The organism is Streptomyces sp. NPDC046909, assembly GCF_040644695.1.
In the GTDB taxonomy this organism is placed as follows: domain Bacteria; phylum Actinomycetota; class Actinomycetes; order Streptomycetales; family Streptomycetaceae; genus Streptomyces.
Genome location: NZ_JBEYXC010000017.1, coordinates 104,144 through 118,526, shown reverse-complemented (window position 1 = coordinate 118,526; position 14,383 = coordinate 104,144). Strand labels below are relative to the sequence as shown.

General features: G+C 67.6%; 12 protein-coding genes. 3 read left to right on the top strand and 9 right to left on the bottom strand.

All coding sequences use genetic code 11. The features are described 5' to 3' along the window. Window positions 1-494: 494 nt before the first annotated feature. Genes ABZ928_RS41395 through ABZ928_RS41365 form a run of 7 tightly spaced genes read right to left on the bottom strand, consistent with a single transcriptional unit; the run spans window position 495 to window position 8,474 of the window. Window positions 495-1,103, bottom strand: a complete 609-nt coding sequence (locus ABZ928_RS41395; protein ID WP_361530930.1) for a hypothetical protein — start codon at window positions 1,101-1,103, stop codon at window positions 495-497. Then, window positions 1,096-2,913, bottom strand: coding sequence for a TraM recognition domain-containing protein (locus tag ABZ928_RS41390; RefSeq protein WP_361530927.1), 1,818 nt, complete (start codon window positions 2,911-2,913; stop codon window positions 1,096-1,098). Before ABZ928_RS41390 ends, ABZ928_RS41395 begins: the two co-directional genes overlap by 8 nt. Beyond that, window positions 2,910-4,286 carry an ATP/GTP-binding protein gene (locus ABZ928_RS41385; protein WP_361530924.1) on the bottom strand — a complete coding sequence of 459 codons (1,377 nt, stop codon included), beginning with the start codon at window positions 4,284-4,286 and terminating at the stop codon, window positions 2,910-2,912. The genes ABZ928_RS41390 and ABZ928_RS41385 overlap by 4 nt, the downstream gene beginning before the upstream one ends. 2 nt (window positions 4,287-4,288) lie before the next feature. Then, a complete protein-coding gene (locus ABZ928_RS41380; RefSeq protein WP_361530921.1) occupies window positions 4,289-5,788 on the bottom strand; it encodes an SCO6880 family protein in 1,500 nt (499 codons plus the stop codon). Between the two features lie 32 nt (window positions 5,789-5,820). Further along, window positions 5,821-7,356: a hypothetical protein gene (locus ABZ928_RS41375; RefSeq protein WP_361530918.1), complete on the bottom strand. Its 1,536-nt coding sequence runs from the start codon at window positions 7,354-7,356 to the stop codon at window positions 5,821-5,823. Then, window positions 7,346-8,149, bottom strand: coding sequence for a hypothetical protein (locus tag ABZ928_RS41370; protein ID WP_361530915.1), 804 nt, complete (start codon window positions 8,147-8,149; stop codon window positions 7,346-7,348). Before ABZ928_RS41370 ends, ABZ928_RS41375 begins: the two co-directional genes overlap by 11 nt. A 1-nt stretch (window position 8,150) precedes the next feature. After that, window positions 8,151-8,474 (bottom strand): hypothetical protein, encoded by a 324-nt coding sequence (locus ABZ928_RS41365; protein ID WP_361530912.1) that lies wholly within the window; start codon window positions 8,472-8,474, stop codon window positions 8,151-8,153. Between the two features lie 446 nt (window positions 8,475-8,920). Between ABZ928_RS41365 and ABZ928_RS41360 the strand changes: the two genes are divergently transcribed. Together ABZ928_RS41360 and ABZ928_RS41355 are read left to right on the top strand one after the other, a co-directional pair. Next, window positions 8,921-10,093, top strand: coding sequence for a hypothetical protein (locus tag ABZ928_RS41360; RefSeq protein ID WP_361530909.1), 1,173 nt, complete (start codon window positions 8,921-8,923; stop codon window positions 10,091-10,093). Continuing rightward, window positions 10,090-10,884, top strand: coding sequence for a hypothetical protein (locus ABZ928_RS41355; protein ID WP_361530906.1), 795 nt, complete (start codon window positions 10,090-10,092; stop codon window positions 10,882-10,884). Before ABZ928_RS41360 ends, ABZ928_RS41355 begins: the two co-directional genes overlap by 4 nt. A gap of 372 nt (window positions 10,885-11,256) precedes the next feature. On the opposite strand, the gene ABZ928_RS41350 is transcribed toward ABZ928_RS41355, so the two are convergent. Together ABZ928_RS41350 and ABZ928_RS41345 are read right to left on the bottom strand one after the other, a co-directional pair. After that, window positions 11,257-12,057: a hypothetical protein gene (locus tag ABZ928_RS41350; protein WP_361530903.1), complete on the bottom strand. Its 801-nt coding sequence runs from the start codon at window positions 12,055-12,057 to the stop codon at window positions 11,257-11,259. 366 nt (window positions 12,058-12,423) lie between these two features. Further along, complete coding sequence (locus ABZ928_RS41345) at window positions 12,424-13,737, bottom strand: hypothetical protein (protein ID WP_361530900.1); 1,314 nt, start codon at window positions 13,735-13,737, stop codon at window positions 12,424-12,426. Between the two features lie 161 nt (window positions 13,738-13,898). Between ABZ928_RS41345 and ABZ928_RS41340 the strand changes: the two genes are divergently transcribed. Next, complete coding sequence (locus tag ABZ928_RS41340) at window positions 13,899-14,033, top strand: hypothetical protein (protein ID WP_361530897.1); 135 nt, start codon at window positions 13,899-13,901, stop codon at window positions 14,031-14,033. Window positions 14,034-14,383 lie beyond the last annotated feature (350 nt).

Sequence of the window (14,383 nt, the reverse complement as noted above, 5' to 3'; positions counted from 1 at the left end):
ATCGAGGTCCAGACCGGGCAGAAAGCCGTCGGAACTGTTGGTCGGTTGGTCGTCGGCGGGCGGCTGCGGTGTACTCAACGCCTGCTCCCAGGGTGCGAAAGGCAGATGCGTGGATCGGGGTCCAGGGCCGCGGGGGTGCGTGCGACCGGGGGCCGGTGGCTAGGAGAGGGGCAGCGGCACAGGGACGCCGCGGGTAGGGACGGCGGCGAGCAGGTGGATCAGCTCGTGGAGGACGATCCGGGCGGCTTCGACCCCGGCGGCGCCGGTCCGGGTCGGACCGCTGTTCCTCGCTCTCGCCGACGGCGGGCGTTCCGGCGAGGACCATTGCGTCCCGCAATTCCCCGGCCTGCCACTCGGTCGTGATCCCGAACTGGTGAAGTACTCCAGGAGATCCGGCCGCGTCCCGTACCGGTGGGGCAGGCGATTTGGCCAGGGGGAGAAGACGGTGCGCCCGTACCTGTTCTTGACCATGGAGGGGCTCCTGTGTGGTGTCCTCATCCGTTGCCGTCCTCGTCGTCGTCCGGAGGCTCTGCACGGTCCGGCCCGGGTGGGTCGCTGCCGGGCTCGCGGTCTCCAGCAGTCAGAAGGAGGGCCAGGTAGTCGGCGTCGCCGCTCCAGGCGGCGTCGCGGTGTCGTTGCTTGTGCTGGCCGTTGCGGCAGGAGCCGAGCCAGAACCGGCCCATCCGCTCCAGGGCGCGGGCCAGGGCGTCCTGCCACAGGTAGGGTGCCGAGCCGCCGTCCTCCCCGTTCGCGTACGCCGACTCGTGAGAGGTCCACAGGGCGGTGAGTTCCTCCACGACTGCGCCGTGCTGCCACCAGCACTGGCGCGGCAATTGATCGGTGGTCATCTCATAGCGGTCGGCCGCCCAGATCACCCAGGACACGAACTGCGGCCAGAGCAGGGCGTGTTGCTCGGCTTCGAGTTCGTGCCAGCGCACCGGCTCGCCGGCCGGGCGCTCCCGCTCGCCGTCCGCGCCCCCGCCGCCGGACGGACCGGCGGCCGACAGCTGCTCCTCCAGCAGCTTGACGCGCTCGCTGAGCAGGACCTGCTCGGCGTTGATGTTGGTGAGCTCGGCGAAGATGTCTTCGAAGCCGCTAGCCATGACCGCCCGCCTTTTCCAGGCGGACGCGGTCGGCGACCATCTCGTGCGCCCGGCGCGTGGCGTCCTTGATCTCCTCCGCCCGTGGCCCCTCGTGAGCCCGGACGAACGTGACGAGGGTGGCGGGGGTGCGGCGGTGGAACACCATCCCGCCGCGTTCCGGGATCATCCGGATCGTGGCTGGCTCGACGACCGCCCGGCGGCGTACCGCGGTGGACACCGACACGCGGTCCCCGTCGTCGGAGACGGTCTCCACGTCCTCGTCGAATTCACCGGCGAGCGCACTGTAGGACTTCAGTTCCTCGGGGTCGCTGATACCGCCCAGGAACACCTTCACGGTGCCGCTGGCGAACATTTTCCTGACCCCCAGGGCGCCCCAGCGCTCCTCGGCCTGGGCATAGCCCTGAAGCACGGCCATGATGAAAATGTTCTGCGAGCCGCTGACGCTCATCAGGCTCGGGATTTCCGGCAGCGGCGCGACGTTGGCCAGTTCGTCCAGGAAACAGCCGAGCGGAATCGGGAGGCGGCCGTTGGGGCTGCGGGCGGCCACCCTCTTGGCGGTGTCGAACATCGCTTTGGCGAAGGCCGCGTTCAGCGGAGCGAGGGCGCTTCCTTCTTCGTCCTCGCCGATCAGGAACAGGGTTCCCGACTGCCGGAGGTAGGTCTCGATGTCGAAGACCTCCACGTCCCCCTGGGGGGCGAAGATCTCGGCGACCTTCTCGTCATAGAGCGCGATGAAACTCTGCTCCGCGGTCCTCCAGGTGGCGGAACGTTCCTCCTCGGCCGCCGCGTGCTGGCCGGCCAGCGCGGCGGCGAGGAGGTGCTTCCCCTTCGCCGCCAGCAGGTCGACGGCCTCGCGGTTGTCCGGGTCGGTCGCCCAGGTCAGCACGTCGAGGACCGGACGCTGGTGCAGGGCCGCGGCATGCAGCCAGCAGGTAATAAGGGTTTTCGCGTTGAGCGCGAAATAACCGCCATTCTTTGTCCCTTCTTCACTTTTGGTGGTTGCCGCGAGGGTCTCGGCCCGCTTTCGCGCGACCTGGTACTCCTCGCATCCTGCGGTGAGCGGCCAGCGCAGCTGATTCGGCCAGCCGGACAGCCCGGTCGGGTCCAGGACCCAGACGGGACCGTGTTCTTGCCGCAGAAGTGCGGTGTTGTAGAGCACGTCGGTCTTGCTGCTGGTGGCAAGGACCGTTCCACGGAATTCGAGGATCTCCGGGAGGATGATCTGGGAAGTCTTTCCCTCGCGGGGCGGGGCGACCAGGATCATCGATTCCTCGATCGTGATCCACAGAGGGATGTCCGTGGGGTCGGCGCTTCCGATGTAGACGGCGACGTCGCGGATGGAGATGGCCTTGAGGTTCTGCTCAGCGAGCGTGGGACGCAGGGACCCGGCACGGGACAGGGCCTGCGGCTCGCCCATGGCCTTCTCCAGCTGAGCCCGGGTCGCCATCCCGTCGGCCCCGTCGGCACCCCGGCGCTTCCACCACCAGTACGTCTTCCACATGCCCCACACGGCCGCGGCGAGCAGCACCAGGAAGGTGGGCCAGAACACGACGGAGCCGGCCACCCCCACGTCCCGTGGCCAGGCCGCCGCAGGGTCACCGGGATGCCGGAAGACAGTGACGACCGCCTTGCCCGCCGAGTCCCAGGTGATGGACGCGGGCCGTCCATGCGCCAGGACTCCGGACACCAGCGCGGTCAGCCACAGCAGCGCGGTGAGCACGAACGCCGCGATCAGCGGGATGATCCACACGGCATCCCGCCCGAGGCGCACGCGTGCCGCCGTCTTCGGGGTGGCCGCCTTCGGCATCATGCCGCAGCCCCCTTGCGGAGGGGGATAATCGGAGCCGAGGCGTGACCGTGGCGGTCGGCGGACCCGGGCAGTCGCTCGGACATCCGACGATTAGTGTCCGTGAGACGTATTTCCAGCTTTGTCCGGATATGTTCTACGAGGTTGATCCGGGAGCCCACCTGCCAGATGGCTCGTCCGGGCGCGCACACGTTGGACCCGTCCGCGAGCGCCTTGCGCGCCCAGTCGGGAAGTCCCAGGTAGTCGGCGGTGGTCTCGGCCTCGTCCCGGTCCATGTGGTAGAGCACCCGGGTGGCCGTCAACTTGAGGATGGCCGCCGCCTCCGGGGCCTGCTCCAGCAGCAGATCCCCGAGGTGGTGCAGGACCGCCCAGAAGCTCAGCCCCAGGCGGCGGCCGTAGCGGACCAGTTCCTCGAAGAGGCGCGCGACCGGCCGGTGGGAGAGGATGTGCCAGGCCTCCTCGACGATCAAAGTCCTCTTGATCCGGTCGTCCGGCTTGATCCATCCGAACCTGAGCCAGGGCCCGATGACCGCCATCAGCAGCGGCATGGCCTCGCCCTCGCGCGGCAGCCTCGTCAGATCGAAGATGATCAACCGGGCGTCGAGGTCGATGCCTTCGGTCGTCGGACCGTCGAACATGCCCGCCAGGTCCCGGCTGGGGTTGCACAACGAGTCCAGAGCCAGGGCGGCCGGCTGGCCCCATTCCGTCAACTCCTGCGGCATGACCGGCTGTTGACCGAGCAGGGTCGGCTGCGGGGCGGTGAGGGCGTCCAGGACATCGGAGAGGATCGCCACGCGCTGCCGCTCGCGGGCGGTGGCGATCGCGCTCTTGTGGGCCTCGGCCAGGGCGAACTTGGTCTGCGAGGTGAGCGTGCCGGTGAGGATCTCCATCATGGACGTGAGCACCTTGAACTGGTGCTCGGCGGGGATCCGCGGATCGAGTGGGTTGATCCGCACTCCTTCGCCGCCGTCGGCGGCGCCGTAGACGAGCCGGATCGGGGTGATGCCCAACTGCCGGGCGATGCCGTCCCATTCGCCCGCGCCGTCCTCGCCCTGCGCGTCCAGGACCGCGAAGTTGCGCTCCTTGAAGCGCAGTTGGCGCAGGACGTAGGTCTTCTCCAGTGCGGACTTGCCGTAGCCGGATTTGCCGAGGATCATCGCGTGCCCGCTGGCGAGCCGGACGCGGGCGTGCGGGTTGTAGAGGATGAAGGGGTCGTAGATGTAGGCCTTGCCGCTGTAGGCCTCCCGGCCGATGATCACGCCGCGGGGGTCCATGCCGGCCGCGCCGACCGCGGGGTAGAGGCCGCAGGCGTGGCTGGTGGTCGAGCGGACGGCCCGTCGCCGGGTCTGCGTCTGGTGCCGCAGCATTTCCAGCATCGCTACCGCCTTTCCTTCAGGAGTCCGGCGGTGAAGGGCAGGGTGTTGGCGAAGGCCCGGTGGTGCTCGGTGTCGCACCACTCCATGCGCAGTCCGGCGCGGGTGGCGCCGGCGCGGACCGTGTCGGCGTCCCGGCGCAGGGCATCGAGGGTGGGCGAGGTGACGGTGATCCAGGCGGCGAGCCGTGTGCCCGCTGCGCCGTCGGCGATGTCCCGCATGGTGCGTATCGATGCGCTCTGGGCCTTCTGCTCGCGCGGGTCCTCGATGCGTCCGGCCTTTTTGTCGGCCTGGCCCAGTTCGTTGGTGGCGTCCGCCATCGCCTCGGTGATCGCCTGGTCCGTGCTGACGAGGTCCATGACCACGGACACCGACAGGATGATGTCCTGGACGTAGAGCAGGACGGGCGCGAGGAAGTTGATGCCGACCGGGAGGACGGGGAGTTCCTTCACCCATGCCGTCATCGAGTACCAGTCGTCCTCGGGGCTCTCCCAACTGCGGGAGGCCATGTACTTCTTGTTGCGGGCATCGAGGACGGCGGGCCAGCACGTGACCCGGTCCATCCCGGCGGTGTCGTCGATCCAGTGACTGGGGTCGTAGGAGTGGTGCAGGTAGGAGGCCAGTCCGGCTTCGTCGAGGTTGCGGACGTGACGCAGCTGTCCGCGCCCCAGCGTCCGGATGAAACTCTCGATCTCCTGTCCGAGCGTGATCGCGTAGCCCTCGTGGAGGGTGGTGTAGCGGCGGGCCTCGGCGACCAGGTCGGGGGTGTAGGGGATGCCCACGACGAGCAGCAGCCGGCGGTCTTCCGCGGTGACGGCGACGCGCTGGATCAGCTCGTCGTACGACTGCTGCAGTTCCGTCGGGCTGTTCTTGTCCCGGCGCTCGGCTGCGTCCCGGGCGTGGGCGTTGGGGTCGGTGGGGATGACCCTGCTGATCCACTGAAGGCGGCGGATCCGTCCGCCGCTGTCGGCCGTGGTCTTCAGCAGGTGCTCGTAGGCCCGGATCAGGGCCTCTTTGTCGGCGGTGTCGAGGCTGCCGAAGTCACGCTGGCCTTCGACCTCGACCACAGCGGTGAACATCAGCTCGTCCGGCTGAAGCACGATCGCGATCTCACCGAACGCGGTACGGGCCGTGATCCACTGCATGTTCCCAGGAACGCCGACCGGCACGTCGATGGGGACACGGCGGCCGTCGGCGTAGCGGCCGGCGTACGGCGCCCGGGACTTGTACAGCAGCGAGCCGTCGCGCAGCAGCTTCTTGTAGGTCCGGTTGATCTCGAACCACCGGACGTAGGTGCGCCCCCGGTACGGCGCCAGCGTGGCCCAGGCACAGGCGCCCGCGATCAGCACGAAGCCGCCGATCTTCAGCAGGATGCCGCCGAGGATCCAGGCAGAGATGAGTCCGCCGACGAAACCGGCTCCCAAGACGAGCTGCTCGTCGGCTTCGAGCTTCCGGCCGAGCAGGCCGCGCGGCCTCGGTCGCGGGTAGGTGAAGGTACGAGCCACGACTACTCCTGGGCATGCGATGGGGACGGGCATCAGCGCATCTCCTCGTCCGGCGGCGGGGGTTCCGGCTCGTCCAGGGGCTCGGGCGGCGGCCAGGACTGCGGGCCTGCCTCGTCCACCGGCCCCCCACCGGCCGTCCCGCTGTCCGGGACTGCGGCGTCGGGAGCCCCGCCCGGGGTGTGAGCGCTGTTGCCGTCGGAGTCGCCGCCCGCCGACGAGCCGGCGGAGGAACCATCGGAGTCGAGACCGGCGGTTGCCCCGTCGACACCGCGCTCCACTGCGGCTTCGGCCTCGTCCTTGGTCTTGTCGACCCCTTTCTTCGCGGCCACGGCCGCCGCACCGACACCGGTCGCGGCGGCTGCTCCCTCGGCCGCCCCCGACTCGGCCGCCTCCTCGCCGCCGCCACCGCTCAGGGCATCACCGTCCGCAGCCTCGGTCTCCCCGCTGTCGCCGTCGTCGCTGGATCCGCCGCCGTCACCACCGCCGCCTATGCGTGACTTCAGCTCGCCGTAGGAGTCGCCCACCTGGCTGCCGACGTCCTTGGCCCGGCCTTTGAGTTCGTCGCGGGCCGCGTACATGTCGCGCACCTCGTCGCCGAACGCGGGCAGGAACTTCGAGAGCTGGAAGGGCATGTAGAGGGCGAGGAACAGCAGCGCGAGCGCGGTGAACACGGTGGCGAAGGACTGCGCGAGGCTGGGATTCGGCGAGTCGGACGCGAGCGTGCCGGTGGCGAGCGCGAGGACGGTAAAAGTGACGTACTTCGATGCGATGATCGCCGCCATCACGCCGCACCAACGTTTGGTGTGCCCCCACAGGTCACGGTCGACCAGACCGCTGAAAACGGTCGGACCGAACACCAAGCCGGACAGGATCAGCGCGTTGCGGACGATGAGCTCCAGCCACACGCCGGCCACGGCCGCCAGCAGCGCCAGGCAGAAGAAGATCACGATGATCGCGCCGCCGGGTATCGCCATCAGCGCGAGCATCGCCGTCGTGACGGCGACGACCATGTCGGCGGCGTCTCCCGCCACCGGCTTGAGCATCGCCTCCGCGGCCTCGTCGAAGACCCGCACGACGTAGGCGACCGCCAGCGGCGCGAAGGCGGAGACCAGCACCGACATGAGGAGGAAACCGATCGACTCCCCGAGCGCCTGGAGCGGCGAAACTCCCTGAATCGCCCGCTTGGCCACGGCGACCAGCCACAGGATCACGGTCAGCACCGTGGAGGCGGCGAACGCCATGGTGTAGGTGCGGAGAAACCCGGGATCCTGCCAGTCGATCCGGGTGGTCGACCCCAACGCCTTCATCATCTGGGTGAAGAGGCTGGTCACGGCGTTGTTGAAGAACTGGGCGATATAGCCCAGGGGGTCGCTCGCGAAGTCGATCGCCTGGTTCGTCTTCTCGACGACGTTGCAGACCTTGTCCGCGAACGGGATGTTCTTGCAGGACCAGTCGGAGAAGTCGTTCGCCTGGGCCTGGCCCGGGGCAAGCATGATGCTGAGCGTGGCCGTCAGCCCGGTGATCCAGACGAGGCGGCTCCGCACCCGCTGCTGGGTCTCAGCCGACATACGGGGGCGCATTGAACTCCCGATCTGCCGTGCGGAACTCGTCGACGCTGGTAGGACTGTCGCTTCCGGCGTCCAAGGGGGTCGGACCGTTGACCGACGTGATCGCGGACAGCTTCCAGTCACCGGACTGCCACTGAAGCGTCAGCGTGTACGTGGTCCAGGACGCCGAGACGGGCATCGGAGCGTTGTTGTCCGTGACGCCGACGAGACCGGTCATCCACACGTCGACGGTGGCCACCTGATCGGTGTACGTGGTGACCCGGGTGCCCATCGCCGCACCACGTGCGACCAGCGCGTCCTCGTTGCCGCTGGTGACGCCCAGCGAGGTGAGGACCTGCCGCATCCCGTTGTCGTCGTTGCGGATCTGCCGGTCCAGAGCCTGGCTGGTCATCATCGCGGTGAGGGTCTGGTGGCGGACCTTCTCGTCGGTGAAGTACGCGGCGGACGATCGGGCCACCTGATAGTTGATCGCGGCCTGCACGGCACCGGCCTGGTTGTGGGAGTAGCCCACCGGGACACCGCTGACCAGCTTCCTGGCTGTGCTCTTGGGGTCTCCTCCGGTGCCGTTCTGCTGCACCGGGGCGGTCTGGCTCTGGCCGGCCGACGAATTGCCGGAATCGGATCCGCTGCTGCCGCCGGACAAGCCCATGAACACAGCGAGGACGAGCACCGCGAGGAAGATCCCTCCGGCGATGGCCATCCCCCGCCACCAGGGCTTTCCGCCGGTCGGTTCCGTCGGCGTCTCGTCGACCAGGACACGTGTGCCCTTCCGCGGGGCGCTCTGGGAGGCCATCTCAGATGCCCATCCCGTACACGATAGTGAAGATCGTCCCTATCGAGGCGACGACGAAGGCTCCGACCAGGCTCCCGGCGATGTCCTTCTTGCCCTTGCTGACCTGGGCTACGTCGTGCTGGCCCTCACCGACCTTCATGTGCACTGCGCCGAGGATCGCGCGGCCCAGCAGGATCAGAATGACGCCGGCCATGAGGGCCTGGATCACCGTCCGCCCCACCTTGCCGAGCTTCCCGAATGGGCCCCAGTCCGGGGACAGCCCGTTCACGAGGGTGCCGATGTCACCACTCGCCGCGAGATCCGCCAGGTGTTGTGAAACGGGCATCCCCCGACTCCCTTCCACCCTCGTCACGGAGACCGGCCCGAAACCGAGCCATGACGGTGAAAGGTACATACATACAAAGTTGACAACAAGCGTTTACAGAATGAGAGACCTGTTTGCGGGACCCTGGAGCGGCACGACCATGCACCCCGCCCCTGCCGCTCGACATGAATCAGCAGCATCCCCCCGACCTGGCCAGCCCCGATGAGAAGTCACATAGTTGCAGCTCATCGACCCACATCCGCCAGCCAATGGGCACCCATTGGAGTGCGCGGTGACACCTCTGCCACCTCGACCGCCGCCCGATGGGCGGTGGTCCGCCGACGCCCTCCGCCCGGCGGATCACAGTCGGATGCCAACACGAAGCAGCCTGGAATGAGTAGCCGTTCCGGCACCCTTGCTGTTCACTGACCTTCTGTCATCTACAAATGTTTATGACTGAGGTGAGGATGAACGGGATCGGGAAGGCCGCCATAGGCGTCACCGCGGCAGGTGTCTCGGTGCTCTCTCTCTGCGTGCTCGCGGTCAGCGGTGCCACGACCCAGGCCAACGCCAATACCTGCCAGAACGGTCTTCAGCCGGTCGGCAACGGGGAAAGCGGAGTCGGCGTGGGAGGCGAGGAGCCGGAGTTCGACGGCGAACAGGATGCAGGCGCCACCCAGGTGACGGTTCCGCTGCATCCCCAAGGCGCACAGAACAGTGCCAAATGGACCCCTCGGCAGGTGCGCAATGCCAGCACCATCACCAACGTCGCCCGTTCCCAGCACCTAGCGCCCCGTGCCGCGGTCATCGCCGTGGCCGTGGCCATGCAGGAAAGCACCCTCAACAACATGTACCACGGCCACGCGGACAGCGTGGGTCTCTTCCAGCAACGGCCCTCCCAAGGCTGGGGAACCGTCAGTGAACTCACCGACCCGGTCTACGCGTCCGGGCAGTTCTACGACCACCTCGTCGAAATCGACAACTGGCAGGAGAAGGCCCTCACCAAAGTCGCCGCAAGCATCCAGCGTCCCGCCGAGAAGTACCGCAACGAATACGCCAAGTGGGAGTCCGCAGCCGGCTCACTCGTCGCCAAAACCTGGGGGGCTCACGCCGTCACCTCGATCAGCACGGGCTGTGACGACCCGGCCGCCACAGGCGGCGCGGACCCCAAGGCAACGTTCAAGGCCAAGAATCCTCGCACCGCCGCCCAGGCTATCGCCGGCGCCCGGAACGAAGCGGGCAAGACGGGCTGGTACCGGATGTGCGACAACTTCGTAGCCCAGGCTTACGGTTGGGGCTCATCCGGGTCTGCGACAGCCAACGTCCACTGGAACCGGCTCGTCGACGCCGGACTCGCGCACCCGGGCGATATGTCACCGCCAGCAGGAGCGCTGCTGTTCTACGACACCGGCAGCTCGGCGGGGCACGTCGCCCTCTACCTGGGCAACGACCAGCTGGCCAGCAACGACATAGGGGACGACTACCCCCGCCAAGGCAAGATCGCCATCGTCTCGCGGAAAGAGCTCACCGACGGTGCTTGGCGTCTGCGGTATCGCGGGTGGGCCGAACCGAGCTTCCCGAGCGCCGGCGGAATCAGCACCATTCCCCTCCTCCCCGGCAAGCAGGTGGACCAGCAGTGAGTGACATCTCTCCAGACGCGGTGCAAATCCGGATCACACCCGACGGGATCTGCTTCATAGACGAGGAGTACTTCACGTCGCCCCCCGGCGTCCTGCTGAACGACGCTGTCCTGGCGCACCTCCAAATGGAGGCTGCCGCACTGGAGACGCCGATCCTTGCAGTGATCCAGGACGAGCAGGCGCAGTACACCACCACGATCCAGGTCGACGCCGACGGCACCAGTCACCCCTTGGACAGCAACGCTCCGGTCGCTGCCGCACTAAGCCAGCCCCAGGCAGCGGCGTCGCCGACGCGTCTGCCGCCACCGACGTCGCGCGCGGTGGACCCCGTCCCGCCCGAGCGGCCATACGAACCGCTGCCCGAGCCCTACCGCGGACAGCTCGCTTCCGTCTGCGCCACCGCCAACCGAAACCTCTTTGCCGAAGCCGGACACGCCGCCGATCACCTTCTCGCAGAGCTGTCCGCCCAGTTCGGCGCGAACCACCTCTACACCCTGGCCGCCGGCCTCGTACGCGCCGACATTGCCTGGCTCAACCAGGACTTCCAATACGGCCTCAAGAGTTGGGCCTTCATGGCTCGGGCCTGGCACCTCCACCTCGGGCCCCGGCACAGCACCACCGTCCGCGCCGTCGGCAACGCAATCGGCTGCTGGCGACGACTTGAACCCTCCGAAGCAACGGAATCAGTCCCCTACATGGTCAGGTTCCTCAGGGACGTCGAGTTCCCGGACAGCGAGGCGGCGGTGCGGACCATATACCGGCGGGCCGAGAGAATCGCTCTGGCCAAGTAGCAGACAAATAGGGATACTTGGCCTATGGATCCCATCCGTCTCGGCCGTACCGTCCTCTTCCTCCTGCCCTACTTGCTCATTGTGTCCGGGGTGCTTGCCGCGTCGAAGGTCGTTGGCGCACCCGGAGGGACCGGTGCCGCCCTCGGGGCCATGGGGGTGGCTGCTCTCGGTGCGCTCTGGGCGTGGCGACGCGGCCGGCGAGGCGACTACTAAGAGAGCCCCGCATCCCCTCGGCTCCCAACATCATGACCGGATCTTGTCCGACGTCGACACGTCGGGGAACCAGTCGGATGCTGAGCGGCGGGAAACAGACGTCGACATGAGGGCGCTTCGCTAGGTGGGATCGTCCGTCAGACGGGCATCTGGACCGGATCAGGGTGCCGGGCCCGATCCTGGATTCTGTGCCAGGACATCCGCGGTCACGCCCTCGATGGTGTCCAGGAGGCGGCGGCCGTCGTCCGTGAGTATCAGGTCGCGGTCGTCCGCGTCGGCGAGAGCGGTCATCGCGCGGATCAGATAGCAGGTGAGGGGGCCGCCAGCGTAGCGCGGGCGTTCGCTCTCGGGTGTCAGGCGTACCTCCCTCAGTGCCTGCCGCAGCCGCATGTCGCGGGTTTTCCGTTCTTCGCGTCGCGTTACCGCGCGGGCCAGGGGCTGCAGGTGGCTGTCCGGGATGGGCGCGTGGATCAGGGCGCGCAGGTCGTGGCTCGTGCTGGTGGCGGCATTGTTGTCGACGAGGTCGGTGACCCGGTCCCGGTAGATCTGGTGGGCCGTGTGCTGCTCGATGATGAGGTCGTTGAGGTGGCGCAGTTCCGAGGTGGCGTCGGTGTGCCACAGGATGAGCCGCTTGAGCAGGTTCACGGCCCAGGGTGCGTTGGAGATCGCCTGGAAGGGGCTGGAACAGGGGCATTGTAGGGTCAGTGGCCCGCCCCAGGTGCCGATGATGGTGAGCTGCTTGTAGTTGCCGCAGGGGCAGGCGAGTGCCTCGACCCCTCGGTGGGGCAGGTAGGAGTTGGACGGCGCGAACAATTCGTCGGCCATGACCCTGTTGTGCCAGTCGGTGTGGGTGTCACGCCACTCGACGAGGATCAGACGCGGAGCGGTGAACCGCCATGCGGTCTCGGCAGCGGCCGGGGCGGGCGCGGACGGTTCCGGCTCGCTGTATCCGTCGTCCAAGTGCCGTTGCCTCCCTCGCGGTTCGTGTACTCCACTGTAATCCTCCCCCTTGACGTGCTATCGGACGGGCGAGCCCCTGAGGTGATGGGGATATTTGAAAGTCCCCACCCCTTGCTCGGGGTGGCCCCACACCTGCTCAGTGGATCTCCCCACCCACAGGGCACCTGACCTGCGGACGGGCGCCACACGGGAGGGGCCGCCCGATAGCCAGCCACGGGTATCGCCGAGATGCGGGTCAAAAGGGGAAATCAGTGGATCTTGAACGCGGAAAGTCCCAGGTCACGACCGTAGGTCTCTCGCAGGTTTCTGGGCCAGATACGAAGCAGGAACCGTGTTCTCCCTGCTCAACGCCCCGCCCTCAAACGCCTACCTTGCGCCGCCGCCCAGTGCCTTCAGAAGAAACGGGCTGACATCCTCCAGAGCGATCCATGCTCCTTCGTAGTTAATGCCCGACCCGGTCCGCGCCACGGGCCTCACACGCTGCGGAAGCGCCCGATGCTCCCGACCAACCTGAGCGACCGCGTGCCCCAGTTCCGCCGCGTTGGCAAGCACCTGCCCACCCGAATGGCTGCTCAGCCTGAAAGGCAGCTGGACCTTCCGTCCAGGCCCGTCGGGAGGGAAGAGGTACAGCGCGGGGGCTCCGCCCCCGTAGTCGACCTCGATGCGTACGTCCTCGATCTGCACCTCGTGGACACCACGGTTGGCGGCCCTCACAACGAGGTAATACGGCTCGGAGAAGCCCCGTCGCCCCTCCTGGCCTGCGAGCCCCACGGGAACGCTGATGATCCCGCCAGCCTCCAGCGTGCACCCGGCCAGCAGCTCCACGCCGATGTCCGGCTTGCCAGCCTCTCCGCCAGGGGAACCGACGTCCTGCGCGGCAGGGCTCCCAGACGGAAGCAGAGCCCGGGCATTCAGCAGATTCACCAGAATCCTGTACGCGCTCAGGAACTCATCCCGGGCTTGGCATGCCTGCCGGTTGAGCTCGTTGCGCTCGGCCGTGGTGCCCGGGTAGCTCATCTCCAGGAACGGCCGGCCTTCATCGGAGACATCGTGCATGCCGTTCAGCTCGTCGTAGAACGCCTCCAGACGAACCAGGACGACCTTGTGGGCCTCCTGCACGGCCGGATCGACGTAGTCGAACACGTCACCGTCCAGCGCCTCATAGGCGTCACAAACGACGTGGCTCACCGAGAGGGGCACCCGGAACAGAGTTGCTGCCTTGCGAAGCCAGGCGTTCCAAGGCCCGTCAGGAGGCAGCAGATCTAGCAACCGGCCCGCCTTGAGCCGGTCGGAGTCAGACGGCGGACCGGACGGTGCGACAGAAGCGCCATTCACGACGGTCTGCGGCGGAGGCGCAGTGTCGTCCGAGCCCGATGGCAGGAAGCGACGCTCCTCAGCCGCCGCCTTGCGCAGCAGCTCCCACCTGCCCACCCCCTGCTTCGGACGCCCGACCTTTCGGAAGGCCTGGTCCTCAAGGAACCCAACCAAGGTGTTGAACGGCCGCCCGGGCTCCGGCACGGACTTCCCGTTGAACCACGGGCTGGTCTTGCTCTTACCCAGATTCACCGGCGGCGTCTGTGTCTTCCCGTAGGTCTCGATCTGCCCCCGTGACAGGCCTGTCACTTCCAAGAGCTGCTTCAGCGTGGTGGCGAGCCGATCAACCGCCGGCGTGTCACTCATGCGCCCCCCTGTTCAGTCCGAACGTTCGTTGAACGGCAATTCCACCAGGTCTGACCTGGCTGAACACCCCGTTCAGCGGGGTTCAGCCGACGACGAGATGCACATCCGACCGGCTTCCTGGGGCTATCGACCACACGGGTCGACCTCAAGGAGGGGACACGATGAACAAGTTCACGGCCGCCTGGCGCGACAAGGAGCTGCGGCACAATGCGGCGAAGGCTGCCAGCAGGTGGATCGCGTGGCAGGTGGTGAAGGTCGTCCTGCGCCTTGCGCTGGAGCTCTGGCTCCAGACTTGATCGGTCGCCACCGAGCGTCGAGGCTGTGATGCCCCGACGCTCGGACCAGCGCCGTGACCTGGGACTTTCCGCGTTCAAGATCCACTGATTGCCCCTTTGACCCGTATCTCGGCGGTACCCGAGCCAGGTCCAGGGGCGGGACGGACTGTCCAGAGTGGCCGGAGGCCAGCGCGTAGTGCCGCCGCAGGCGCCCTTGACCGGCCGGCACGGCCCGCACACTCCACGAGCGGGCGGCCCCGGTCGACAACGCGCGCCTCGCTCGCTGAAACTCCCCACTTCGTTGAACGCCGGAGCGAGTGGGGCGACGAGCAGCCCTGGTCGTTTTCAAGAATCCCCATCAGAGGAGGTTG